Genomic DNA, 24,991 nt, shown 5'->3' with positions numbered 1-24,991 from the left:
CATGGATACAGCGGCCTTCGGCCGAACGACGGAGTCGAGCGCTGGCGAGGCGGAGTCGTGAGTGAGCGGAGCGAGCGAACCATGGATACAGCGGCCTTCGGCCGAACGACGGAGTCGAGCGCTGGCGAGGCGGAGTCGTGAGTGAGCGGAGCGAGCGAACCATGGATACAGCGGCCATCGGCCGAACGACGGAGCCGAGCGCTAGCGAGGCGGAGTCGTGAGGCAGATTATGTTCGCGGCGGGGATCGCGCTTGCGGTCTCCATCCTGTTGACGCCACTGTTGATACGGATCTTCGCCAGGCAGGGCTTCGGGCAGGAGATCCGGGTCGACGGTCCGGCCAGTCATCAGGCCAAGCGCGGCACCCCGACCATGGGTGGTGTGGCCATCCTGGTCGGCATGTGGGCCGGCTACCTCGGCTCACATCTGATCGGCATCGGTTACGACGCCGACGGACCGTCCGCCTCGGGCATTCTCGTGCTCGGACTGACCACCGCACTCGGTGTGGTCGGCTTCCTCGACGACTTCATCAAGCTGCGCAAGCAGCGCAATCTGGGGCTGTCGGCCGCGGGCAAATACGTCGGTCAGATCAGCGCCGCGGTCCTTTTCGGCGTGCTCGCCTTGCAGTTCCGCGGTGGTAACGGGTTGACTCCGGCGAGTAAGCATCTGTCCTATGTCCGCGATATCACCACGGTGTCGATGGGCGTGATCATCTTCGTGTGCTGGGCCTGTCTGCTGGTCGTCGCCTGGTCCAATGCGGTGAACCTGACCGACGGCCTGGATGGTCTGGCCGCGGGATCGATGAGCCTCGTGCTCGGCGCCTACGTGATCATCACGTTCTGGCAGTACCGCAACGCTTGCGCGACGATTCCGGAGGCGGGTTGCTACAACGTGCGCGATCCGCTGGATCTGGCGCTGGTCTGTGCCTCGGCGGCAGCCGCGTGTGTGGGTTTCCTGTGGTGGAATGCCGCGCCAGCCAAGATCTTCATGGGTGATACCGGATCGCTGGCCCTGGGCGGCATGCTTGCGGGTCTGTCCATCACCACTCGCACCGAACTGCTGATGGTCGTGATCGGTGCGCTGTTCGTCGCCGAAACCGCCTCGGTGGTGCTGCAAGTCGCGGTCTACCGCACAACCCGCAACCGGCTATTCAAGATGGCGCCGTTCCATCATCACTTCGAACTCAGCAAGTGGGCCGAGACTACGGTGATTATCCGGTTCTGGCTGTTGGCGGCCATGGCGTCGGCGGTCGGACTCGGCCTGTTCTACAGCGAATATCTCTCAGCGGTCGGGTGAAGTAGCGATGGTCGAACATTCTCCGCGTGCCCTGCGAACACCGGGGCCCATGCTCGAATTCCTGCGTGGCCGTGACGTTCTGGTGGCCGGATGGGGTGTCTCGGGCCGCTCGTTGATCGAACCGCTGCGCGATATCGGCGCGCGTCCGGTGGTCACCGACGGCGGTGCCGCCGCGCTGGCCGAGGCGGCCGGACTCGGCTTGGACATTGCGACCTGCACCGAACTGGAAACCGCGGACTGGAGCCGCTTCGCACTGGTCATCACCAGTCCGGGCTGGCGGCCGGATTCGCCGGTGCTCGCCGCCGCGGTGACCGAGGGCACCCCGGTCTGGGGCGATGTCGAATTCGCCTGGTGGGTCGATCAGGCCAGGATCTACGGTCCGGTGCGCAAATGGCTGGTGGTGACCGGTACCAACGGCAAGACCACCACCACCTCGATGGTGCACTCCATCCTGCGCGCGGCCGGAATCGCCAGTGTCGCCTGCGGCAATATCGGGCTGCCGATCCTGGATGCGCTGCGCCGCAATCCCGGTCCGCAGGTGCTCGCGGTCGAACTGTCCTCGTTCCAATTGCATTGGGCGCCATCGGTGCGGCCCGAGGCCGGTGTGGTGCTGAATGTGGCCGAGGACCACCTGGATTGGCACGGCGGCCTCGATGCCTACGCCGCCGCCAAGTCCAGGGCGCTGTACGGCCGTGTCGGTGTCGTCGGACTCGACGATCCGGTGGCCGCCTCGCTGGCCCGGCGCAGCAAGGCGCGCCGGATGGTCGGCTTCCGGATCGGCGTACCCGCCGACGGCGAACTCGGTGTCGTGGACGGCAAACTGCTCGACCGCGCCTTCACCAAGGCCGCCATCCTGGCCGAGGTCGGTGATATCAGCCCCAAGGGACCCGCCGGTGTCGCCGACGCACTCGCCGCCGCCGCGGTGACCAGGGCCATCGATGTGGCACCGCAGTTCGTGCGGGAAGGTCTCATCGAGCACAAGGTCGGTCCGCACCGGGCCGCGTTCGTGCGTGAGGTGGCCGAGGTCGAATTCATCGATGACTCCAAGGCCACCAACCCGCATGCCGCCCGCTCCTCGATTCTCGGCCACCCGCAGGTGGTCTGGATCGCCGGTGGGCAACTGAAGGGTGCCTCGGTCGAGGATCTGGTCGAGGAGATCGCCGACCGCCTCGTCGCCGCGGTACTGATCGGGGCCGACGCACCGGTGATCGCGGCCGCATTGACGCGACACGCGCCCGAGGTCCCAGTTGTCGAGGTCAGCGCGGGAGACCATGCAGGCATGGGTGACGCCGGTATCGATGAGAGCGCGGCCGACGCCGTGATGGCCCAGGCCGTGCGCGCCGCGGCCGGGTTTGCCCGTGCTGGGGACGCCGTACTGCTCGCTCCGGCCGCGGCTTCCTTGGATATGTTCGCCGATTACACCCACCGCGGGCGCAGTTTCGCCGCGGCGGTGGCCGCGCTGGAAGTCGGTGACATCGGGCGGCATCTATGACCGAGACGGCACGGCGGAATCGGCTGGCGGACACCAAGTTCGGCGCCTGGCTGGCGCGCCCGCTCGCGTCGTTCCATCTGGTCGTCACGATCGCGACACTGCTGACAGTGCTCGGTTTGGTCATGGTGCTGTCGGCATCCAGCGTCGAGGCGTATGTCTATGGCGGGTCGGCGTACTCGCTGTTCATCCAGCAGGCCATGTTCGCCGTGATCGGCGCGGTGCTGTTCTATCTGGCACTGCGGATTTCGTTGCGGCGACTGCGGCAATGGTCGTTTCCGCTGTTCGCGATCTCGGTGCTGGCGCTGTTGCTGGTGCTGATTCCCGGCATCGGCTCCGAGGTGCAGGGTGCACGGCGCTGGTTCTTCATCGGGCCGATCTCGGTGCAGCCGTCGGAGATTGTCAAGGTGACATTGGTGGTGTGGGGTGCGCATCTGCTCGCCTCGCGCCGCTCGGAACGGGCCGCGCTCAAGGACATCCTGGTGCCGCTGGTGCCCGCCGGTCTGCTGGTGTGCCTGCTCGTCGTGCTGGAGCCGAATCTGTCGACCACCATCGCGCTCGGCATCGTGCTCGCCGCACTGCTGTGGTTCGGTGGGCTGCCGGTGCGGCTGTTCGTCACCATCGCGATTGCGGGCATGATCGCCGCGGGCATTCTCGCGCTGTCCGCCGGTTATCGTTCGGACCGGATGCGCGCCTTCTTCAATCCGGGCGACGATCCGCAGGGCATCAATTACCAAGCGCGCCAAGCGCTGTACTCGCTGGCCGACGGCGGGATCTGGGGTCGCGGCCTCGGCCAGAGCCGGGCCAAATGGCAATACCTGCCGAATTCGCACAACGACTTCATCTTCGCCATCATCGGCGAGGAACTCGGATTCCTCGGCTGCGCACTGGTTCTGGGCCTGTTCGCGCTGTTCGTCTACACCGGCCTGCGCATTGCGAGCCGTTCGGTCGATCCGTTCCTGCGGCTGCTCACCGCGACCGCGACGACCTGGATCACCGGCCAGGCGCTGATCAATATCGGCTATGTGGTCAACTTGCTCCCGGTGACCGGTCTGCAGTTGCCGCTGGTTTCGGCGGGCGGTTCGTCGCTGGCGATCACCCTGTTCATGTTCGGCATCATCGCCAATGCGGCCCGGCACGAACCCGAGGCGATCGCGGCACTGCAGGCCGGACAGGACGGCCGAGTCAGCCGACTGCTGCGATTGCCCAAGCCGGAGGTGTACTCACCGGCGAAGGCGGATGCGGCGCGTGCGCGCTCGGCCGCGGCCAAGGCCAGGGCGGCCGAACCGCGGGCACGGGCCAAGGCCGACCGGGCACGGGGCGCGCTCCCGCAGGGGCGGCGGACCCAATCCGACTCCGGTCGACGGCGGGTACCCGAGAGCAGGGGCACGAGTTCACTGCGGGCGACCAGGGCATGGGAGCCCAGCTATCCGATAAACCATGCGAGAGATCGGGGAAGATCCAGGTGAGTGCGGAGCGACCCCGCAAGCCACTATCGGTGATCGTCGCGGGCGGTGGTACCGCGGGACATATCGAGCCCGCGCTGGCCGTCGCCGACGCGTTGCGGCGACTCGACAATTCGATCCGGGTCACCGCACTCGGCACCGAACGCGGACTCGAGACCAAACTGGTACCCGAGCGCGGCTATCCGCTGGAGTTGATCCCGCCGGTTCCGTTGCCGCGCAAGCCGACCGCGGATCTGCTGCGGTTGCCCGGCCGTGTCCGCGCGTCGGTGGCTCGGACCAGGGCGGTCATCGACGCGGTCGAGGCCGATGTGATCGTCGGCTTCGGCGGCTATGTCGCACTGCCCGCCTACCTCGCGGCCGGCCGCGGCATGCTCGGCCGCAGGCGTGCGGTGCCGGTGGTGGTGCACGAGGCGAATGCCAAGGCCGGAATCGCCAATAAGGTCGGTGCCAGGCGCGCGGCCAGAGTGCTTGCCGCCGTACCCGATTCGGGTCTGGCCAAGGCCGAGGTCATCGGCATTCCGGTGCGCGGGTCCATTACCTCGCTGGATCGGGCCGCGTTGCAAGCCGAGGCCCGTGCCCATTTCGGCCTGCCAGCCGAGGGACCGGTGCTGCTGGTCTTCGGTGGCTCGCAGGGTGCGGTCTCGTTGAACAAGGCGATTTCCGGCGCGGCGACACAGCTGGCCGCGGCGGGCGTCTCGGTGCTGCACGCGCACGGTCCCAAGAACACCCTCGAGGTCCCGGATTCGGATGAAGGTGGGGCGCGGTATGTCGCCGTGCCGTATCTTTCCCGGATGGACTTGGCCTATGCCGCCGCCGACGCGGTCGTCTGCCGTTCCGGCGCGATGACCGTCGCCGAGGTGTCGGCGGTCGGCCTGCCCGCGTTCTATGTACCGCTGCCACACGGCAACGGTGAACAGGAACTCAACGCCAGGCCGATCGTCCGCCAGGGCGGTGGCAGAATCGTCCCGGATGCCGAGCTGACCCCGAAATACGTGATCGACGAGGTGATACCGCTGCTGACCGACCGCGCACGGCTGATCGAAATGAGCCTGTCCGCCGCAGGCGCCGGACACCGCGACGCCGCCGATGAGCTGGCACGTGTTGTCGTCGAGGTGAGCGGCCGGTGACCACGGGAGCCGATGCCACCGAATCCGGGGCGGTCGAATCCGGCGCCGACGAGGCGCGCTCTGCCCTGCCGCCCGAATTGGCGCGGGTGCATATGGTCGGGATCGGTGGTGCGGGCATGTCCGGTATCGCCCGCATCCTGCTCGCGCGCGGTGGCTCGGTCTCCGGTTCGGATGCCAAGGAGAGCCGCGGCGTGCTCGCGCTGCGGGCCCGCGGCGCTCAGGTGCGCATCGGTCACGATGCCAGCGCCCTCGACCTGCTGCCCGGCGGCCCGACGGCGGTGGTCACCACCTATGCCGCCATCCCCAAGACCAATCCCGAACTGGTCGAGGCGAATCGGCGCGATATTCCGGTGCTTTTGCGTCCCGCCGTGCTCGCCTCGCTGATGCAGGGACATCGGACATTGCTGGTCTCGGGCACGCACGGCAAGACCTCGACCACCTCCATGCTGATCGTGTCGTTACAGCACTGTGGATTCGATCCGTCCTTCGCGGTCGGCGGCGAACTCAACGAGGCGGGGACCAATGCCCATCACGGCACCGGCGAAATATTCGTCGCCGAGGCCGACGAGAGCGACGGCTCACTGCTGCAATACCACCCGGATGTCGCCGTGGTCACCAATATCGAATCCGATCACCTGGATTTCTTCGGTTCCGATGCGGCCTATGTCCAGGTCTTCGACGATTTCGCCGACCGTCTCGGCCCCGGCGGGCTGCTGGTGGTGTGTCTGGACGATCCCGGTTCGCGGGCGCTGACCGAGCGGGTCGGTGTGCGGTTGGCGGAGAAGAACGTTCGGGTGCTCGGCTACGGATCGGGTGAGCTGGCCGACGCGCCGGTGCCGGTAGGCGTGCGGCTGCACAGTTGGGAACCGCGCGATGTCGGCGGGCTGGCCCAGTTCCAGCTCGCCGACGAGGCCGCGCCGCGTACCCTGCGGCTCGCGGTGCCCGGTCGGCATATGGCGCTGAACGCGTTGGCCGCGCTGCTCGCCGCGCGCGCCGCTGGTGCGGATGTAGACGAAATCGTGCAGGGGCTGGAGGGTTTCGGCGGTGTGCACCGCCGGTTCCAGTTCGTGGGCCGGGAAAACGGCGTGCGCGTCTTCGACGATTACGCCCACCACCCGACCGAGGTGCGTGCGGTACTCGGCGCGGCCGCCGAGCTGGTGCAGCAGGAGGCCCGGGACGGCGCGCGCTCCCGACGGGGCCGGGTCATCGTGGTGTTCCAGCCGCACCTCTACAGTCGCACCGCCACCTTCGCCCAGGATTTCGGCGCGGCACTGAGCCTTGCCGACGAGGTTGTCGTGCTCGATGTCTATGGTGCGCGGGAGAAGCCGCTGCCGGGTGTCAACGGGGCACTCGTCGCACAAGCGGTCACCAAACCCGTGCACTACCAGCCGGATATATCTCGGGTCGGCCGTCAAGTCGCGGGCCTGGCCTTGCCCGGCGATGTGGTGATCACCATGGGCGCGGGCGATGTGACGATGCTCGGCAGCCAGATTCTCGATGGGCTGCGCGCGCGTCCGCAATACGGGCGGTGACCCGCGATGCGCACCGCCGGTCACTGGTTCGACCGGGCACACCGGGGTCGCCTGCGTCGGTGGAGTTGGCTCGGCGTGTGCGTCCTTACCGTTGTCCTAGTACTGGCCTGGTTCACCCCGGTGCTATCGGCGAGCACGGTCGAGATCGACGGTTTGGTCGCGGTGCCCGAGGAACAGGTGCGCGACAAACTCGAGATCCCGTCCGGGCGCTCGATGTTGCGCATCGACACCGATGCGATGGCCCGGCGGGTGGCGAGCATTCCGAAGGTCCGCACCGCACGGGTGCAGCGGGTACTTCCGTCCACCGTCAAGGTGACGGTGGTGGAGCGCACGCCGGTATTGTTCTGGGACAGTCCGCAAGGCGCGCATCTGGTCGATGCGGAGGGTGTGGAGTTCGCGATCGAGGACGCGCCCATCGGTGTTCCGAAGCTGACCACCGAATATCCGGACGGCGCCGATCCGGTCACCCGGGCCGCGGTCTCGGTTTTGGCGCTATTGCCTGCCGCGCTGGTCGTGCAAGTGGACGAGGTTGTCGCGCGGTCGATTTCGAATATTTCCCTCAACCTGCGCGACGGTCGCACGGTACTGTGGGGAGGAACTAATGACGCGGAACGCAAGGCGGCCGTGGTGATGCCGCTGTTGACCCGCGATGGAACGGTGTTCGATGTTTCGAGTCCGAATCTGGTCACGGTAAAGTGATCGATACCCTTTGTGCCCAGGGGTTTTTCGATGGAACTGTGACCGCAGTGGGAACAGCCCAGCGAGACCGGGCGTTCGGGGGCAACCGTTCACGATATGACGTGTTGCGCGGCGAGACGAGTGGGATCACACAAGATTCTGTCAGTCGTTTCGGCGCGCCTGCGCGTCTATCGCGGCGGCTGCGAATAGCGTTCCGCAACAGTCGGATACTTGACATAACGCTGACCCTATGGTTGAGGTTTAGGGTTTGCCCGGACTTGCCACAGGCCGAATGTCGAGAGTCCGAAAACGACAGACTTTAGATCTAAGGAAGGCGAAGGCCCATGACGCCCCCGCACAACTACCTTGCGGTGATCAAGGTCGTCGGTATCGGCGGCGGCGGCGTGAATGCCGTCAACCGGATGATCGAACAGGGACTCAAGGGAGTCGAGTTCATCGCGGTCAACACCGACGCGCAGGCGCTGCTGATGAGCGATGCCGACGTCAAGCTCGACGTCGGCCGTGAGCTCACCCGCGGTCTCGGCGCCGGTGCCGACCCAGAGGTCGGTCGCAAGGCCGCCGAGGATCACAAGGACGAGATCGAAGAGGTGCTCAAGGGCGCCGATATGGTCTTCGTCACCGCGGGTGAGGGCGGCGGCACCGGTACCGGTGGCGCACCCGTCGTCGCGAGCATCGCGCGCAAGCTCGGTGCGCTTACCATCGGTGTGGTCACGAGGCCGTTTTCCTTCGAGGGCAAGCGGCGTGGCAATCAGGCCGAAGTGGGTATCAACCTGCTGCGCGAATCCTGCGACACGCTCATCGTCATCCCTAACGATCGGCTGCTGCAGCTCGGCGATGCGGCGGTCAGCCTGATGGACGCCTTCCGCTCCGCCGATGAGGTGCTGCTCAACGGTGTGCAGGGCATTACCGACCTGATCACCACCCCGGGTCTGATCAATGTCGACTTCGCCGACGTGAAGAGCGTGATGTCGGGCGCGGGAAGCGCTTTGATGGGTATCGGTTCGGCGCGCGGCGAGGGCCGTTCGGTCAAGGCCGCCGAATCGGCGATCAATTCGCCACTGCTCGAGGCATCGATGGATGGCGCGCACGGCGTGCTGCTCTCGATCGCGGGCGGTTCGGATCTGGGCCTGTTCGAAATCAACGAGGCCGCCTCGCTGGTGCAGGAGGCCGCGCATATCGAGGCGAATATCATCTTCGGCACCGTCATCGACGATTCGCTCGGCGATGAGGTTCGCGTCACGGTGATCGCGGCCGGTTTCGACGGCGGCGGGCCGGCGCGGCGCACCTTCGAGACGGGCCGCGGCGCAATTGGTTCGGGCCGGGCCGGTGAGATCGGCCCGAGCGGCCGGACCAGTGAGATCGCCGCCGCGGCGCGCACCGAAACCACTTCCGCCGCAGGTCAAACCGGCTCCGTTCGGGGCGCGGTGCCCAGCTACCGGGATTCCGAACGGGCCCGCACGCTGGCCGACCCGACAGTCACGCACAATACGCGCTCGCATATCGAGCCGCCGGACACCGACGATGATGACGACGTCGACGTGCCGTCGTTCATGCGTCGCTAGGGCACGAGCACATCGCTCGGCAGGACTGGCACACTGGGCGGTATGCCCACGCAACAACAGATCTCGTACGCACATGGGTAACTCGTCGGGAACGCCCAGCACTCGGCCAGGCACAAGACCGACGGCCCACAACGGTGCCGTTGACGCACTCGACGACCGGCAAAACCGGGGAGGCGAGGGAGCAGCGCCGACATTGACCGTTCGACGAGTGACAACCACCAGAGCGGGCGGTTTCTCGGCGCCGCCATACGATTCGTTCAATCTGGGGGACCATGTGGGGGACGACCCGGCGGCCGTGCAGCGGAACCGGGACCGGTTGGCCGAGGGGATCGGCCTGACACCGGATCGGCTCGTGTGGATGGAACAGATCCATGGGCGCACTGTCGAAATCATCGATGGGCCACAGGATGCGCCGGTGCCCGCCACCGACGCAGTGGTGACGACCGTGCCGGGTCTTGCACTGGTGGTGCTCACCGCGGACTGCGTACCGATCCTGTTATCCGATGACGAGGCAGGCGTGATCGCGGCCGTACATGCCGGGCGGATCGGCGCGCGCATCGGCATCGTGCCGCGCGTCTTGGATGCAATGGTTTCGGCCGGTGCACGCATCGAGCGCATCGGTGCCTTCCTCGGCCCGGCCGCATCGGGCCGTCAATACGAGGTGCCCGCCGCGATGCGCGCCGACGTCGAAGCGCATCTGCCCGGCAGCGCGACAACCACCGTGCGCGGCACGCCCGCACTCGACCTGCGCGCCGGAATCAACAGACAGCTCACCGAAGCCGGAATCGGCGCGGTCGCCATCGATCCGCGCTGCACGATCGAGGACAAGACGCTGTTCAGTCATCGCCGTGGCGCACCGACCGGGCGCATCGCCGGTGTCATCTGGATGCAGGCGGACGCATGAGGCCGGAATCCATTGCGGCCGAGGCCATGGACGGCCGGACCGCCGAACTCGCGGCGAATCTCGCCGATCTGAACAAGCGCATCGGCGCGGCTTGCCTTGCGGCCGGGCGTGATCCGGGCTCGGTGCGGCTGCTGCCCGTGACGAAGTTCTTCCCGGCCACCGATATCGCCATCCTGCATCGCATGGGCTGCCGGGAATTCGGCGAGTCCAGGGAGCAGGAGGCCACCGCGAAGGTCGCCGAACTGGCAGACCTCGCGGAGGTGCGCTGGCACATGATCGGTCGACTGCAGCGCAACAAGGCGCGGATCGTCGCGCGCTGGGCACATGCCGTGCATTCGGTCGACAGCGAACGGCTGGCAACGGCCCTTGACACCGCGGCGCGAGCCGCTTTGGACTCGGGGGAGCGCGCTGAACCGATTCGCGTATTGGTCCAGGTGAGCCTGGACGAGGATCCGGGTCGGGGCGGCGTCGCCCCGGAAGCTCTTGCGGCACTGACCGCTCGGGTGGCCACCGCACCAGGACTGCAGTTCGTGGGCCTGATGGCGATTCCCCCGCTCGACGCCGTGCCCGCCGATGCTTTTGCACGCCTTGCGCATTTGCATGCGCTGGTGCGCGCGGATCATCCCGAAGCGACCGAACTCTCCGCGGGCATGTCGGGCGATCTGGAATTGGCAATCGAACACGGTGCTACCTGTGTGCGTGTCGGTACCGCCTTGATGGGCGCGCGACCGATAACCTCGGCGTAGCAAAGAACCTCATCAGTCACATTTGACACATATGCTGGGACTGGAGAGGACTGAGCAAGACTTCAACACCCGGCCGCCACCGGGGCCGAAGGAAGGTCTATGAAATGAGCACGCTGCACAAGTTCAAGGCGTACTTCGGCATGGTTCCGCTCGAGGATTACGAAGACGATTACGTCGCCGAACCCGCCCCCCGAGGTGTGGACGAGCGCGGCTCACGTCGTCCCCGGCCCCGTGACTATTCCGAGCGCGCCGGTTACGGCGCGGACCGCTATGCCGACGACCGCTATGCCGACGAGCCGGACTACGCTGAGCCGGCGTACAAGTCGCCGTACAAGGCGGGATACCCGGTGTCTCGGCGCGACGATTATGTCGACGAGCCCTATGGGGACGACCGCTATGATGCGCGGCCGCGTCCCACTAGGATCGATGCCGCGCCGGGCGCGTCCCGATTCCGTGCCGGCGGCAATGCGCCGATGCTGCGGGGAGCCACCAGGGGTGCGCTCGCCGTCGATCCCGAGGCCGAGGAGCGGCGACTGGAGGAGCGCGTGCGCCCCGAGCCCGCGCCCGCGCGTCGGCCGGGGATCTTCGAGGACGGAGGTCCCTTGTCCAAGATCACGACGCTGCGCCCGCGCGACTACAGCGAGGCCCGCATCATCGGTGAGCGTTTCCGCGAGGGCAACCCGGTGATCATGGATCTGGTCGATCTGAGCAATGCCGACGCGAAGCGGCTGGTCGACTTTGCCGCCGGTCTCGCATTTGCGCTGCGTGGCTCATTCGACAAGGTCGCGACCAAAGTGTTCCTGCTCTCACCCGCCGATGTCGATGTCTCGGCCGAGGAGCGTCGCAGGATCGCCGAAACCGGCTTCTACAACCAGAAATAACGCTTGTGTTCCGGGGGTTCTGTTAGACCCGTTGGGTATCGGGCTGACGTTTTCGAGCGACCTGCGAGCCGTCGCCAGCGGTGTGGTCACTTTGCGCGGCGCGGATTTTCGGGCAGAGTAAGGTCTGTGGCCTTGTTTGCGGTGTTGTACTTCGTGCTGTTCATCTTCTGGCTGTTGTTGATCAGCCGAGTGATCGTCGAGTTCATCCGTAGCTTTGCCCGAGACTGGCGCCCTAGTGGCTTCGTCGTCGTGATCCTCGAGGTGATCTTCACGATCACCGATCCTCCGGTGAAACTCCTGAGGCGGTTGATACCACCGGTGTCATTGGGAGGAATTCGGCTCGATCTGTCGATTATGGTCCTGCTTTTCGTCGTCTTCATCTCGATGACGTTTGTGGGCGGCCACGCCGACGGGTAGCCCAGGTGTGTCAGAATGAACCGAGAAGATAGCTTGCTAGATCTGCTAGATCTCCAAAAGACGCGTGAAGGGATCCTTCCATGCCGCTGACCCCAGCCGATGTGCACAACGTCGCGTTCAGCAAACCGCCGATCGGGAAGCGCGGCTACAACGAGGATGAAGTAGACGCCTTCCTGGATCTCGTGGAGCAGGAGCTCTCGCGTCTGATCGAGGAGAACGCCGACCTGCGCCAGCGGGTTGCCGAACTCGATGCGGAACTGGCCGATGCCAAGAAGAATCGCGGTCCGGCCAATGTCAATGCCACGGTGAAAGCACCAGTTCCGCAAGCCCCACCGCCCCAGCCCGAGCCCATCAAACCACCCGTTCAGCAGGCCCCGCCGCCGCCTCCGATGCCGATTGCGGCACCGGTAGCCAAGGATGCGCCGAGCGCCGATGCGAATCTGCAGGCGGCCAAGGTGCTCAGCCTCGCCCAGGAGATGGCGGACCGGCTGACCACTGATGCGAAGCTCGAAGCGGAGAATCTGCTGTCGAACGCGCGAGCCAATTCCGAGCGCCTGGTCGGCGATGCGCGAACCCGCTCGGAGGCGATGATCACCGATGCGCGGCAGAAGTCGGATGCGATGCTGTCGGATGCCCAGGCCCGTTCGGACAATCAGCTACGGCAGGCCAAGGAGAAGGCCGACGCGCTGCAGGCCGATGCCGAGCGCAAGCACACCGAGATCATGGCCACCATCACCCAACAGCGCAGCGTGCTGGAAAGCCGGATCGAGCAGCTCAAGACCTTCGAGCGGGAGTACCGCGTGCGGCTGAAGTCGTACCTGGAATCCCAGCTCGAGGAGTTGGAGAACCGCGGCTCGGCGGTGCCGGTGGACGGCGGCGAGGCCTTCGTCGACGTCAATACCGCAAATAATCTCGCTCCCGCCTCGTTCGCCAAGGGCGCCAAGTAATCTCGTAGCAGATATCTATCTCCCAGTAGTTGCTGTTCGAGTAGCTAGAAGTACGCCAAGCCGCCTGGCACGCCTAGGGGGTCAATATGCTCGTCTTGACGCTTGTCTTGGCCGCGATCGGGTTCGCCCTGCTAGTGACCGCGCTGACCACCGGGTCAGTACTGTGGGCCTGGGGGTGCATCCTCGTCTGTATCATGGGCGCCGTGCTGTTGCTGGTGAGCGCGCTTTCCATGCGTAGCTCCGATAGCGATACCGCGCCACCACCTGGTCGGCATGCGAAACGGTAGTCATGGGCCCTACAAACTGGTTTGACCGTCCTGGTTAGAATCAAACATGTAATCGGCGTAGATCCGGCCATCACCGGGGAGTCTTCGGAAGAACGGTGCGCATACCGCACCCAGTAGAACCGAACGGGTGAGCCCGTCACAGCTCGAAACGAGAGGTCCTGGTTGGTCGCCGCGGATCGGCGCGCCGCCCGGGCAAGCGGGGTGGTACCGCGGTTTCGACGCAACCGGCGTCGTCATCGTCCCCGTGCTGACACATACGCGCTACGGCGCGGCGGCACGAGGAGACGGGATCCGCGATGGCGGACGAACCTTCGAGCAGCGCATACCCGCGCGTCGATCTGGCAGGCCCTGTCGAGCGACCTGCAAGCAGTCGCTACGCAGCCGGCAGCGGGGCATCCTTCCCGGACCTGGAGCGTCGGGTACTCGACGGCTGGGCCACCGACGACACCTTCCGCGCCAGCATCGAGAACCGTTCGGGTGCAGCGGAGTTCGTCTTCTACGACGGACCGCCGTTTGCCAACGGATTGCCACATTATGGACATCTGCTCACCGGGTACGTGAAGGATGTCATCCCGCGTTTCCAGACGATGCGCGGCAAGCAGGTCGATCGACGTTTCGGCTGGGACTGTCACGGACTGCCCGCGGAAATCGAAGCGGAAAAGCAGCTTGGTATCACGGACAAATCACAGATCGATGCCATGGGGCTCGCGGAATTCAACGCGGCCTGTAAATCCTCGGTACTGCGCTACACCGGGGAATGGCGTAATTATGTGACGCGTCAGGCCCGCTGGGTCGACTTCGACAACGACTACAAGACACTGGATCTCGACTTCATGGAGTCGGTGATGTGGGCGTTCAAGTCGCTGTACGACAAGGGCCTGATCTACCAGGGGTTCCGGGTGCTGCCCTACAGCTGGTACGAGCAGACTCCGCTGTCGAATCAGGAGAGCCGGCTCGACGACGCCTACAAAATGCGTCAGGATCCGGCCGTCACCGTGGATATGGTGCTGCGCGTACCCGGCGACCATCCGCTGCACGAACTCGATGGCGCCAACGCACTCATCTGGACCACCACGCCGTGGACGCTGCCGTCGAACCTCGCGATCGCGGTGCATCCGGATGTGCGCTACGTGCATGTGCGCGGCGCTGACGGCAAGCGCTATCTGCTGGCCGCCGAACGGGTCTCGCATTACGCCCGCGAACTCGGCAACGCTGAATCCTCTGGTCGCTCCGCAGGCTCCGCTCCTGTCGAGGTGCTCGGCGAATTCGACGGTGCCGCCCTCGCGGATCTGTCCTACGCCCCGCCGTTCGACTTCTTCGTCGGCCATCCCAACGCGCACCGCGTGCTGACCGCCGACTACGTGACCACCGACTCCGGCACCGGAATCGTGCACCTCGCACCGGCCTTCGGTGAGGAAGATATGGACGTCGCTGGCGCCAACGGCATCGAGCTCGTGCAGCCGCTGGATCCGGGCGGCAAGTTCACCTCGATGGTGCCACCGTACGAGGGCCTGATGGTCTTCGACGCCAATCCGGTGATCATCAAGGATCTCAAGGCGGCCGGAAAGCTGCTGCGGCACGAGACGATCGAGCACTCCTACCCGCACAGCTGGCGTTCCGGTCAGCCGCTGATCTACATGGCGGTGCCGTCTTGGTTCGTCGCGGTGACCAAGTTCCGCGACCGCATGGTCGAGCTGAATCAGCAGATCACCTGGGTGCCCGAACACATCCGCGATGGACAGTTCGGCAAGTGGCTCGAGGGTGCGCGGGACTGGAATATCAGCCGTAACCGGTACTGGGGCAGCCCGATCCCGGTGTGGATCTCCGATGATCCGGCGTACCCGCGGATCGATGTGTACGGGTCGCTGGACGAGTTGGAGCACGATTTCGGCGTGCGCCCGAGCGATCTGCACCGGCCGATCATCGACGAGCTGACCCGGCCGAATCCCGATGATCCGACCGGTAAGTCGACCATGCGCCGGGTGCCGGAGGTGCTGGACTGCTGGTTCGATTCGGGCTCTATGCCCTACGCCCAGGTGCACTACCCGTTCGAGAACAAGGAGTGGTTCGACGGCCACTTCCCCGGCGATTTCATTGTCGAGTACAACGGGCAGACCCGCGGCTGGTTCTACAACCTGCACGTGCTCTCGACCGCGCTGTTCGACAGCCCGGCCTTCAAAACCGTTGTCGCGCACGGCATCGTGCTCGGTGACGACGGGCTGAAGATGAGTAAGTCCAAGGGCAACTACCCGGATGTGAACGAGGTGTTCGACCGGGACGGCTCCGATGCGATGCGCTGGTTCCTGATGAGTTCGCCGATCCTGCGCGGCGGCAATCTCATCGTGACCGAGCGCGGCATCCGTGAGGGGGTGAGCCACGCGCTGCGCCCGCTGTGGAACGCGTGGACCTTCCTGCAGCTCTATGCCTCGAAAACCGGTGTGTGGCGCACGGATTCGCCGCATGTGCTGGACCGCTACATTCTGGCCAAGCTGGCCGCGACCCAGGATGCGATGACCGCGGCGCTCGAGATCTACGACATCGCGGGCGCCTGCGACGAACTGCGTGCCTTCGCCGACGCGCTCACCAATTGGTATGTGCGCCGGTCACGTTCGCGCTTCTGGGAGGAGGACCGGGATGCGGTCGACACACTGCATACCGTGCTCGAGGTCGTCACCCGGCTGGCCGCGCCGCTGCTGCCGCTGATCTCGGAGGTGATCTGGCGCGGACTGACCGGCGAGCGGTCGGTGCATCTGGCCGATTGGCCCAAGGCGGGTGAGCTGCCGGAGGATCCGGATCTGGTCGCCGCCATGGACGAGGTCCGGGTGGTCTGCTCGACGGTGCTGAGCCTGCGCAAGGCGCAGAACCTGCGGGTGCGCCTGCCGCTGACCGAGGTCACCATCGCCGCGCCCGATGCCGAGCGGCTGCGGCCGTTCGCCGATATCATCGCCGATGAGGTGAATGTCAAGAAGGTCGACCTGACCACCGATGTCGCCGTGCACGGCCGTTTCGAGCTGGTCGTGAACGCCCGCGCCGCCGGCCCGCGCCTCGGCAAGGATGTGCAGACCGTGATCAAGGCGGTGAAGGCGGGCGAATGGTCCGAGAACGCCGCCGGTGTGGTCACCGCAGCGGGCATCGAACTGCTGCCGGAGGAGTACACCCAGCGCCTGGTCGCGGCCGAGCCGGAGTCCACCGCGGCCCTGCCCGGCAATGCGGGCTTGGTCGTCCTCGATTCGGTGGTGACCGAGGAGCTCGAGGCTGAGGGGTGGGCCCGCGATGTGATCCGCGATCTGCAGGAGACGCGAAAGTCACTGGGGCTGGAGGTATCCGATCGCATCACCGTGGTGCTCGCGGTGCCCGCCGATAAGCAGGACTGGGCACAGTCCCACCGCGACCTCATCGCGGGCGAAATCCTAGCCACCGAGCTGACTTTCGGTGATCCGGGCGCGAATGCCGCCGAAATTGTCGGTGGCGTGCGGGTATCGATCGTGAAGGCCTGAGCCGGAATACTGGTCTTTCGACCAGTGGTCGAGGCGGGATCTCGAGATCCCGCCCCGACTTGCGTCTGTGACCCGTCCAGGCTTTATGTGACATAGATCACATGCTGTAAAATAGCTGATTTTCTTGCTGTGGTCGCACAATGCCCGGCACAATCGGCATGTTGCTGCTGGTGCGCAGATGGACTCCCGTGACAGCAGTGAATGTTCGTGCTTGAGCTGCTCTACCTGAAATACCTTGCGCCGCATCCGGTTACCTGTTGCTGCGCAGGTGCAGTGACGTGCGGTTCCCTCCGTCGATGATGGGGCCGGTACCGCGCGTTGGCCGGGTCGACGGAAGGGGCGAGCATATGACCAGCGCGCACAAAATGACATTGCGCCGGATAGCTGTTGGGTTTCTGTTACCGATCGTCGTGACGCTGGTACTGGCCGGACCGGTGCGTGGTGATACCGGAAGCGCCTCCGGTTCGGGCGGCTCCGGCTCCGCATCCGGCAGCTCCGGCAGTGCCAGCGGCTCCGCGGCCTTGGCCCTCCCGCTGCCGAGTATCGCCGGACTCGGCGCACTCACCGCGGCCTACACCCAGATCGGCAAGCCCTACGAATGGGGCGCCACCGGCCCGTTCTCCTGGGACTGTTCGGGCTTGGTCCAGTGGGCGTTTCGTCAGGTCGGGGTGAAGCTGCCACGCACCACCTGGGAGCAGGCCAAAGTCGGTGCGGCGGTTCCTTTCTCGGCCTTGTCGCTGGGCGATGTCGTCATCCTCAACGACGATGCTTCGCACGTTGGCATCTACGCCGGCCGCGGGCAGATCCTGGATGCGCACGACTGGGGCGTTCCGGTCGGCCTGCACCCACTGAGCAAGTTCGACATCTACACGATCCGTCGTTTCTGATCCGGATCGGCTACCGAAATGTGGGCTGGTGCTCCGCCCTTCGCGGGCTGGCCAAGGCTCACACCGGAGGGTCGTCAAGGTCCGAGTGCGCCCTACACCGGATGCTCCTTGCCTCGATGTACGGTGGCAGATGTGCTGTTGCGGTACACCTTTCGCGTCTGCCCGGCACCCCGGATCGGTTCGGACCCGGACGTGCCTGTGCGGTGCGGTCCATGACCGGGATCGCAATACCGCGGACAATATTCTCGCCGCTGGGCAGGCGGAGAGGCTGAACGCCTGGACCGGAACCTGTTCCGGCGCCGGAACCTACCGACAGGCCGTAACGGTCAAGTAGGAATCGCCTCCGTACGCGGAGACGCGGATGTCAAGTTTCCACCGACCAGCTGGCCGACAAGGTTGTGATCGTCGCCCCGCCCTGGTCGAACCCGAGTTCAGTCGATGAGCTGGCGCAGCCGGGGTCCGTACTGCGGATGCGCCAGCGCAGAGGCGAACTGCGCGACCAGGTAGTCGGCCGGATTGCCGGTGTCGTACCAGCGGCCCTGGATGACCTGGCCGAAGACCGGGTTGTCGGCGGCGTACACATTGATCGCATCGGTGAGGTACACCTCGCCGGTGCGATGTTCGTACCAGTGCTCGGTCTGTCTGCGCAGTTCGCAGATGATGCCGGGGGTGACGACATAGCCGCCGATCGCGGCGTAGTTCGACGGTGCGTCCTCGGGCTTGGGCTTTTCCCGCAGGCCGGTGATGCGCAGCAGGCCGTCGCCGTGGTCGTCCGCGACGACCGGGACGCCGTAGCGCTGGGATTCGGACGGATCCATCGGCATCAGCGCGAGCACCGGCGCACCGGTCGCCTCATAGGCGTCGATCAGCTGCTGGGCGCGTGGCACCCCGGCGACGAAGACGTCGTCTGGCCACAGCACCAGCATCGGCTCGTCGCCGAGATTGCGGGCGGCATTGAGCACCGGGGTGCCATTGCCGTACGGCCCGTGCTGATCGAGGTAAGTGATATGGCCGAGCCGGGACAGCTCGCCGACCTCCTCCACCGCATCGGCGTAGGCGTCCTTACCATCGGCCCTGAGCTGGGCCACCAGCGCCGGATTGGGGCGGAAATGGTCCTGGATCAAGGATTTTCCACTGCTGACCACGATAGTGATATCGGTGATTCCGGATGCGACCAGCTCGCGGACGGTGTGCTCGATGACCGGCTTATCGCCGACCGGCAGCATCTCCTTGGGGATGGCCTTGGTCAGCGGGAGCAGCCGGGAGCCGATTCCGGCGGCCGGTATCACGGCCTTGCGGATCTTCATGGTCCGATCATCACATACCCGACCGGGTCCGAACCGGCGATCCCCAGGCTTGGCCCGAGCATGTCGAGGCGGCAACATTTCGGTATCGGGCCTGGTCACGGGCGGTTGTGCAGGGCAGGGCGCGGTACTGGCCCCGCTATCGGACCCGCACGACCGATAGCAATCTCGCAGAAACTACCCGGCTGACGTACACCGGGCGCGCAGGTAAGCCGCCGGTGCGCACAGGTGCCCGTGCAGCTCGGTGTTGCGCGGGTGGGCCGACCTGTCGGTAGGGCGGCGTAGATTTTCGTGCGTGAGCACCGACAACACCGCTGAGGGCGCCGGGGTGGGGCCCGCGTCCATGCGCACGGGTCGGCGGTGGGTGCTGCATATCGATATGGATGCCTTTTTCGCTTCGGTCGAGCAGTTGACCCGGCCGACGCTGCGCGGCCGCCCGGTGCTGGTCGGCGGTATCGGTGGGCGCGGTGTGGTCGCGGGGGCGAGTTACGAGGCTCGGGTCTTCGGTGCGCGCTCGGCGATGCCGATGCATCAGGCGCGGCGGTTGGTCGGGGTGACCGCGGTGGTGGTGCCGCCGCGCGGCGCGGTATACAGCGTGGTCAGCGGGCGGGTGTTCGATGCGCTGCGCAGCCGCATTCCGGTGCTGGAGACGCTGTCGTTCGACGAGGCGTTCGGTGAGCCCGCCGAGTTGGTTGGCGCCACCGTCGAGCAGGTGCACGAATTCTGCGCGGAGTTGCGTGCCTTGGTGCGGGAGCGCACCGGGTTGGTCGCCTCGGTCGGTGTTGGCACCGGTAAGCAGCTGGCCAAGATCGCCTCCGGAATGGCCAAACCCGATGGAGTGCGGGTGATTTCGTCGGATGAGCAGCAGCAACTGCTGGCCGGGCTGCCGGTGCGCAAGCTGTGGGGGATCGGTCCGGTGGCCGAGGGCCGGCTGCGTTCGCTCGGTATCGAGACCGTCGGCACCTTCGCGGCCCTGCCGGAATCGGAGGCGGTGTCCATCCTCGGCGGCAGCGTCGGCGCGGCGCTGCACCGACTGGCCCGCGGCATCGACGACCGGCCGGTCGCCGAGCGGGCCGAGGCCAAGCAGATCAGCGCCGAGAGCACCTATGAGACCGATATCGTCACGATGGCCCACCTGCGCCCGGCGATCGAGACCATGGCAGCGGCCGCGCACCGTCGGCTGGAAAAGGACGGTCGGGCCGCACGCACTGTGGTGCTGAAGCTGAGGAAATCCGATATGAGCATCGTGACCAGGTCGTTCACCTTGCCGTATGCGACGACCGAGCTGGCCACGCTGACGACGGCGGCGCAACGCTCGGCCATCGATCCGGCCGAGCTCGGGCCGATCCGGTTGGTCGGAGTGGGGTACGGCGGGCTGTCGACCATCCGACAGGAGTCGTTGTTTCCGGAACTCGATCAGGCGCCGGTCGAGGACGCGGGCATAGGGGAAGGCGACGCGCCGCACTCCGACGATGGGGGGCTGTCGGCAGCCGAGGACGGCACATCGCGACCCGGCGCGGGTGTGTCGGTCGGGCCGGTGGGCGCCGAGGTGGGAGATACCGCGACGGCATTCGGTGCAGCACCGGTCGCTACCACCGTGCGGCCGAGCGTCGGTGCAGCTCAGGGCGATTCGCAAGTGCGGAACACGACGCTGTGGTATCCCGGACTGGATGTCTCGCACCCCGAATTAGGGCACGGGTGGGTGCAGGGCGCCGGGCTCGGTGTGGTTACTGTTCGGTTCGAGACCAGCTCGACAGGGCCCGGTCCGGCGCGTACCTTTGCCGCCGACGACATCAGTCTGTCCCGGGCGGATCCGCTCGGCAGTCTCCATTGACAGGTAGCCTGGGTCATTCGTGCAGCGTCGCCGGTTCGGGTGACGGCTGCCGTTGGTGGAACGACCTGTACCTACTCGAACGCAAAGGACGAGCAGTTGAAGCTTCGTAAGACTGGACGCATCGCCATCGCTGGCTTGGCCGTCGTCGCCGCACTCGGCATGACCGCCTGCAGCGATGACAAAGAAAGCAAGCCGGCCGCGAAGACCAGTACCAGCGCCAAGGCCTCGGCCAGCGCGAGCTCGAACACCAATCTGCCGCCGGTCCCCTCCGTCGCCGAACTGAACACGCAGCTGCAGCGTGCGCTCGATCCGTCGGTGCCGAATTCGGAGAAGCTCGACGGCGTGCAGGGCGCGGAGGCCGATCCGGAACTGCCGAACCGTCTCGCCGAGGCCGCCAAGAGCGCAAACATCAGTGTGACGGTCACCGATGTGACCAGCTTCGGTGACAGCGTCAATGCCAAGGCCAAGGTCGTGCTCAACGGCCAGGAGAACATTGTCGACGTGCCGTTCGTCGCCGAGAACGGCAAGTGGAAGATCCAGAAGTCCTGGGCCTGCACCATGCTGACCAACCTCGGCCAGCAGTCGGCGGCCTGCGGCTGAGTTGACTCCGTAGCGATTGCTTGCAGGTCGCTCGAAGGGGCCAGTTGTCACGGCCGACCTGGTGTCGGCCGTGACAACTGGGCACTTGCTGTGAATCAATGCCGCACGCCGGCAAGAACTTTCATTTGAAATAGCTACCGTTAGGATCAGGCCTCGTGGCTGACACGATGGTGTGGGCGGGGCAGCCGTCCGTCGAGGAATCCGAACCCGGGACGGCGCAATCGAAGACACGGAGAGGTTGGGCCGGGCCGATCGCGCTGTTCGCGGGTCTGTTGGGCGCGTTGTTCGCCGTGGCCGTGCCACTGCTGCCGGTTCGGGTGGACGCGGCGACGCTGACCTGGCCGCAGGCGGGTTCGGCGCGCAGCATCGAGGCGCCGCTGATCTCCTATGCGCCACTGACTTTTGACGTCACTCTGCCGTGTACGGCGATCAATCAGCTCAGTGCGAAGGGTGGCACCCTTGCGGCGACCGGACCCAATGGCGCGCCCGATCTCGAGCGCTACGGATTCGTCGCTCGCGTGCAGGCCGGAGCCGATACGCCGGCGCGGTTGGATGTGGTGCTGCGCAATCAGGCGTTGCTCAGTGTGCCGGTGGCCGAACTGGTTCCAGGCTGTGAGCTCACCGTGCACGCCGATAACACCAGCGCGACCGCCACGCTGGTCGGATTCGAGGCACCCGGATTCCCGGTGGTGCTCAACGGCGACTACCGGCCGCAGATGGTGGGTGTCTTCAGTGATCTGGCCGCCGCCGATGGGGCGCGCGTCACTGCCGAACTCGACACCAGGTTCTCCTCGACGCCCACTCCGGCCAAGCGCGCGGCGATCTGGCTTGCGGTGCTGTGCACGATTGTCGCCCTGGTTGCGCTGTATCGACTCGATCGGCTGGACGGTCGCCGGGTGCACCGCTTCCTGCCGCAGCGCTGGTGGACGTTCTCGCTGCTCGATGCGGTGGTGCTGGGCACCATGGTGGTCTGGTACTTCATCGGGTCGACCACCTCCGATGACGGCTATCAGTTCGGGATGGCCCGTTCGTCGGGTGTCGCGGGCTATATGGCCAACTACTTCGCCTACTTCGGCGTGCCCGAAAATCCGGTCGGCACACCGTATTACGACCTGATCCGGATCATGACGGAGGTCAGCACCGCCAGTCCGTGGGTGCGGCTGCCCGCGCTGTGCTGTGGTGTGTTGATATGGCTGCTGCTCAGCCGCGAGGTGGCACCGCGACTCGGGGTCGCGGTGCGGCGCAACCGTGTTGCGATGTGGACCGGTGCGCTGGGCTTCCTGACCATCTGGTTGGCCTATGACAACGGGCTGCGTCCGGAACCACCGGTCGCGCTGGGACTTCTGCTCACCTGGTGTCTGGTCGAGCGTGCCATTGCCACCCGCCGGTTGTTGCCCGCCGGATTCGCGATACTGGTCGCCGCCTTCGCCTGCACGGCTGGGCCGTCGGGTGTCATCTGTATCGCGGCGCTGCTGGCGGGCTTGCGGCCGGTCGCGCGAATCATCATGGACCGCACGGGGACTCGCGCAACGTTGGGTGCCCGCGTGGTCGGCTATGCGGTGCTGCTCGCCCCGCTGCTGGCCGCCGGAACCGTGGCGCTGGCGATCATGTTCGCCGATCAGCCAGTGGCGGCCATGTTGGAGATGAAGCGAATTCACCACATCGTCGGCCCAGACGTCGAGTGGTTCAACGACTATCTGCGCTATCAGTACCTCTTCCAAGGCGAGACCGATGGCTCCGTCGGCCGTCGGATCGGTGTGCTCGCGATGTTCGCGGGGCTCATCGTGTGTGTAATCGTCCTGCTGCGCAAGGGCGGTCGGATTCCGCTGCTGGCCGCGGGGCCGACCCGGCGCATTCTCGGTGTCACGGTCGGCGCGCTGCTGCTGATCATGGTCACGCCGACGAAGTGGACCCACCACTTCGGTGTGTACGCGGGCGTGGCCGGTGCGGTCGCCATGGTGACCGCGATGGCGGTGGCCCCAGGGGTTTTGCGGGCGCCGCGCTACCGTGCGCTGTTCGCCGCGGTGGTCGCGTTCTTGCTCGCGCTTGTGTTCTCCGGGCCCAACAAGTGGTGGTACGTCTCGTCCTACGGCATTCCGTGGTGGGATAAGCCGCCGGTGCTCGCGGGTGTCGAGCTCAACAAACTGTTCCTGCTCGCCGCTGCCGCCTTGCTCGCCGTGGCCGCGTGGTGGCATGTGCGGGCACCGGAACCCGGTACCCCGCATCGGGTTTCGCGTCTCGCGTGGCGGGTGTCGGTGCTGCCGCCGCTGACCATCGCGCTGGCACTACTCGTGGTCTGGGATGTCGGCTCCTTCGCCAAGGCCGCCGTGGCCCAGGGCCCGGCATTCTCATTGGCGCGCTCGAATATCGAGGCGCTGACCGGGAATACGGCCGGTCTGGCCGGTCATGTGCTGGTGGAGACCGATCCGAATGCGGGCATGCTGCGCCCGTTGACCGGCGATGCGGTGAGCACACTTTCGGGCACCGGAACCGGATTCACCGGGTCGGGTGTGGCCGCCGATCTGCGCCCCGACGACGATTCGAGTCCGACCGGCAGTATCGCCGACGCGCTGAGCAGTAAGTCGGCCTCGGAGAACACCGCCGGAACCGCGAGCGCCGCACTGCCTTTCGGACTGAACCCGGCGACGACCCCGGTGCTCGGCAGCTACGGTTCTGGTGATGCCGGGCCCGCCGATCTGACCACCGGCTGGTATCGACTTCCGGAACCCGGTGACCGCCACGGCATTATCGCGCTGACCGCGGCGGGCCGGATCCGTTCGGTCGACGCCGACGGTATCATCACCCTGGGGCAGACCCTCGAAATCGAATACGGCGCAACCGATTCCGCGATTACTGCGCAGCCGATGGGCAAGGTCACCCCGATCGATATCGGACCGGCGCCGTCTTGGCGCAATCTGCGCATACCGTTCAGCGAAATCCCCACCGGCGCGGACGTTATCCGCATCGTCATTGTCGACCGCGACCGCAATCCCAAGCAGTGGCTGGCCGTCACCCCGCCCCGGCTGCCGCAGACCAGAACGCTGGACGATGTTGTCGGATCACAGGTCCCGGTCCTCACCGACTGGATGGTCGGCCTGCAATTCCCGCACCAGCGCCCCTACGACCACCACGACAATATCGCCGAGGTCCCGGCCTACCGCATCCTCCCGGACCGCCCGGGTGCCGAAATCACCACCCTCTGGCAAAGCCATGACGGCGGCGGCCCGCTCGGCTGGTCCAATATGCTCCTGCGCCCCCGCACGCTGGCCACCTACCTCGACCAGGACTGGCGACGAGACTGGGGTGAACTCCAACAACTGGTGCGCATCAACGGCGAGGCCGACCGTGCCAAACCGGAGATCACCCAACAGGACCACTCCGGCCTCTGGACTCCGGGCCATATCAATACGTCGTACTAGAGGTTGCTGCTGCCGGTCGCTATACGGGTGGCCCAAGGCGGTCAGGTACCGCGGCGGTGCGGCCCGGGTAGCCGCGCCGGAGTTCGCGCCAGGGGTCGG

20 protein-coding genes are annotated in these 24,991 nt (G+C 66.1%); 19 read left to right on the top strand and 1 reads right to left on the bottom strand.

Features of this window, described 5'->3' with window-relative positions:
* Nucleotides 1–217: 217 nt before the first annotated feature.
* The 16 genes from mraY to AB0L63_RS27795 all read left to right on the top strand — a co-directional run bounded on the left by mraY (nt 218) and on the right by AB0L63_RS27795 (nt 17,735).
* Nucleotides 218–1,294 carry a phospho-N-acetylmuramoyl-pentapeptide-transferase gene (gene mraY, locus AB0L63_RS27870; RefSeq protein WP_364506456.1) on the top strand — a complete coding sequence of 359 codons (1,077 nt, stop codon included), beginning with the start codon at nt 218–220 and terminating at the stop codon, nt 1,292–1,294.
* A 49-nt stretch (nt 1,295–1,343) separates the two neighbouring features.
* Nucleotides 1,344–2,786, top strand: coding sequence for a UDP-N-acetylmuramoyl-L-alanine--D-glutamate ligase (murD, locus tag AB0L63_RS27865; protein WP_364506513.1), 1,443 nt, complete (start codon nt 1,344–1,346; stop codon nt 2,784–2,786).
* Nucleotides 2,783–4,252, top strand: coding sequence for a putative lipid II flippase FtsW (ftsW, locus tag AB0L63_RS27860; protein ID WP_364506454.1), 1,470 nt, complete (start codon nt 2,783–2,785; stop codon nt 4,250–4,252). The genes murD and ftsW overlap by 4 nt, the downstream gene beginning before the upstream one ends.
* Complete coding sequence (gene murG / locus AB0L63_RS27855; protein WP_364506451.1) at nt 4,249–5,376, top strand: undecaprenyldiphospho-muramoylpentapeptide beta-N-acetylglucosaminyltransferase; 1,128 nt, start codon at nt 4,249–4,251, stop codon at nt 5,374–5,376. The genes ftsW and murG overlap by 4 nt, the downstream gene beginning before the upstream one ends.
* 92 nt (nt 5,377–5,468) lie before the next feature.
* Nucleotides 5,469–6,908, top strand: coding sequence for a UDP-N-acetylmuramate--L-alanine ligase (murC, locus tag AB0L63_RS27850; RefSeq protein WP_364506510.1), 1,440 nt, complete (start codon nt 5,469–5,471; stop codon nt 6,906–6,908).
* A 6-nt stretch (nt 6,909–6,914) separates the two neighbouring features.
* Nucleotides 6,915–7,607: an FtsQ-type POTRA domain-containing protein gene (locus AB0L63_RS27845; RefSeq protein ID WP_364506449.1), complete on the top strand. Its 693-nt coding sequence runs from the start codon at nt 6,915–6,917 to the stop codon at nt 7,605–7,607.
* 323 nt (nt 7,608–7,930) lie between these two features.
* Nucleotides 7,931–9,169, top strand: a complete 1,239-nt coding sequence (gene ftsZ / locus AB0L63_RS27840; RefSeq protein ID WP_364506446.1) for a cell division protein FtsZ — start codon at nt 7,931–7,933, stop codon at nt 9,167–9,169.
* Between the two features lie 193 nt (nt 9,170–9,362).
* A complete protein-coding gene (gene pgeF / locus AB0L63_RS27835; RefSeq protein ID WP_364506444.1) occupies nt 9,363–10,073 on the top strand; it encodes a peptidoglycan editing factor PgeF in 711 nt (236 codons plus the stop codon).
* Nucleotides 10,070–10,819, top strand: a complete 750-nt coding sequence (locus AB0L63_RS27830; protein ID WP_364506441.1) for a YggS family pyridoxal phosphate-dependent enzyme — start codon at nt 10,070–10,072, stop codon at nt 10,817–10,819. The genes pgeF and AB0L63_RS27830 overlap by 4 nt, the downstream gene beginning before the upstream one ends.
* Nucleotides 10,820–10,923: 104 nt before the next feature.
* Nucleotides 10,924–11,700 (top strand): cell division protein SepF, encoded by a 777-nt coding sequence (locus AB0L63_RS27825; RefSeq protein WP_364506438.1) that lies wholly within the window; start codon nt 10,924–10,926, stop codon nt 11,698–11,700.
* An 80-nt stretch (nt 11,701–11,780) separates the two neighbouring features.
* The gene (locus AB0L63_RS27820) at nt 11,781–11,912 is read left to right on the top strand and encodes a putative cross-wall-targeting lipoprotein signal domain-containing proteiin (RefSeq protein ID WP_364506435.1); all 132 of its coding nucleotides are present in this window, start codon (nt 11,781–11,783) and stop codon (nt 11,910–11,912) included.
* Nucleotides 11,854–12,117, top strand: coding sequence for a YggT family protein (locus AB0L63_RS27815; RefSeq protein ID WP_364506433.1), 264 nt, complete (start codon nt 11,854–11,856; stop codon nt 12,115–12,117). The genes AB0L63_RS27820 and AB0L63_RS27815 overlap by 59 nt, the downstream gene beginning before the upstream one ends.
* 80 nt (nt 12,118–12,197) lie before the next feature.
* Nucleotides 12,198–13,064, top strand: a complete 867-nt coding sequence (locus AB0L63_RS27810; RefSeq protein WP_364506430.1) for a DivIVA domain-containing protein — start codon at nt 12,198–12,200, stop codon at nt 13,062–13,064.
* 86 nt (nt 13,065–13,150) lie between these two features.
* Complete coding sequence (locus AB0L63_RS27805) at nt 13,151–13,351, top strand: hypothetical protein (protein ID WP_364506427.1); 201 nt, start codon at nt 13,151–13,153, stop codon at nt 13,349–13,351.
* Nucleotides 13,352–13,647: 296 nt separating this feature from the next.
* Nucleotides 13,648–16,848, top strand: coding sequence for an isoleucine--tRNA ligase (ileS, locus tag AB0L63_RS27800; RefSeq protein WP_364506425.1), 3,201 nt, complete (start codon nt 13,648–13,650; stop codon nt 16,846–16,848).
* A gap of 347 nt (nt 16,849–17,195) precedes the next feature.
* Nucleotides 17,196–17,735: an NlpC/P60 family protein gene (locus AB0L63_RS27795; protein ID WP_364506422.1), complete on the top strand. Its 540-nt coding sequence runs from the start codon at nt 17,196–17,198 to the stop codon at nt 17,733–17,735.
* A gap of 431 nt (nt 17,736–18,166) precedes the next feature.
* Here the strand turns inward: AB0L63_RS27795 and AB0L63_RS27790 are convergent, their stop codons facing one another.
* On the bottom strand, nt 18,167–19,042 hold the full coding sequence (locus tag AB0L63_RS27790; RefSeq protein ID WP_364506419.1) for a UTP--glucose-1-phosphate uridylyltransferase: 876 nt from the start codon (nt 19,040–19,042) through the stop codon (nt 18,167–18,169).
* 340 nt (nt 19,043–19,382) lie between these two features.
* Between AB0L63_RS27790 and AB0L63_RS27785 the strand changes: the two genes are divergently transcribed.
* From AB0L63_RS27785 to AB0L63_RS27775, 3 genes are all read left to right on the top strand, one after another.
* Entirely contained in the window at nt 19,383–20,873 is a 1,491-nt protein-coding gene (locus AB0L63_RS27785) for a DNA polymerase IV (protein ID WP_364506507.1), read from the top strand.
* Between the two features lie 96 nt (nt 20,874–20,969).
* Nucleotides 20,970–21,473 carry a hypothetical protein gene (locus AB0L63_RS27780; protein ID WP_364506417.1) on the top strand — a complete coding sequence of 168 codons (504 nt, stop codon included), beginning with the start codon at nt 20,970–20,972 and terminating at the stop codon, nt 21,471–21,473.
* Nucleotides 21,474–21,628: 155 nt separating this feature from the next.
* Nucleotides 21,629–24,892 (top strand): arabinosyltransferase domain-containing protein, encoded by a 3,264-nt coding sequence (locus AB0L63_RS27775; protein WP_364506414.1) that lies wholly within the window; start codon nt 21,629–21,631, stop codon nt 24,890–24,892.
* The last annotated feature ends 99 nt before the right edge of the window (nt 24,893–24,991 follow it).

The sequence above is a fragment of the Nocardia sp. NPDC051990 genome (assembly GCF_040680755.1).
Classification (GTDB): domain Bacteria; phylum Actinomycetota; class Actinomycetes; order Mycobacteriales; family Mycobacteriaceae; genus Nocardia.
The sequence above is the reverse complement of the archived record's forward strand: the minus strand, read 5'-3'. Positions and strand labels throughout refer to the sequence as shown.

Coding starts and splice junctions, on each gene's coding strand:
- murD (WP_364506513.1), top strand. CDS start 1,344: ATGCTCGAATTCCTGCGTGGCCGTGACGTTCTGGTGGCCGGATGGGGT.
- ftsW (WP_364506454.1), top strand. CDS start 2,783: ATGACCGAGACGGCACGGCGGAATCGGCTGGCGGACACCAAGTTCGGC.
- murC (WP_364506510.1), top strand. CDS start 5,469: ATGGTCGGGATCGGTGGTGCGGGCATGTCCGGTATCGCCCGCATCCTG.
- AB0L63_RS27845 (WP_364506449.1), top strand. CDS start 6,915: ATGCGCACCGCCGGTCACTGGTTCGACCGGGCACACCGGGGTCGCCTG.
- ftsZ (WP_364506446.1), top strand. CDS start 7,931: ATGACGCCCCCGCACAACTACCTTGCGGTGATCAAGGTCGTCGGTATC.
- AB0L63_RS27830 (WP_364506441.1), top strand. CDS start 10,070: ATGAGGCCGGAATCCATTGCGGCCGAGGCCATGGACGGCCGGACCGCC.
- AB0L63_RS27825 (WP_364506438.1), top strand. CDS start 10,924: ATGAGCACGCTGCACAAGTTCAAGGCGTACTTCGGCATGGTTCCGCTC.
- AB0L63_RS27810 (WP_364506430.1), top strand. CDS start 12,198: ATGCCGCTGACCCCAGCCGATGTGCACAACGTCGCGTTCAGCAAACCG.
- AB0L63_RS27805 (WP_364506427.1), top strand. CDS start 13,151: ATGCTCGTCTTGACGCTTGTCTTGGCCGCGATCGGGTTCGCCCTGCTA.
- ileS (WP_364506425.1), top strand. CDS start 13,648: ATGGCGGACGAACCTTCGAGCAGCGCATACCCGCGCGTCGATCTGGCA.
- AB0L63_RS27795 (WP_364506422.1), top strand. CDS start 17,196: ATGACCAGCGCGCACAAAATGACATTGCGCCGGATAGCTGTTGGGTTT.
- AB0L63_RS27790 (WP_364506419.1), bottom strand. CDS start 19,042: ATGAAGATCCGCAAGGCCGTGATACCGGCCGCCGGAATCGGCTCCCGG.
- AB0L63_RS27785 (WP_364506507.1), top strand. CDS start 19,383: ATGCGCACGGGTCGGCGGTGGGTGCTGCATATCGATATGGATGCCTTT.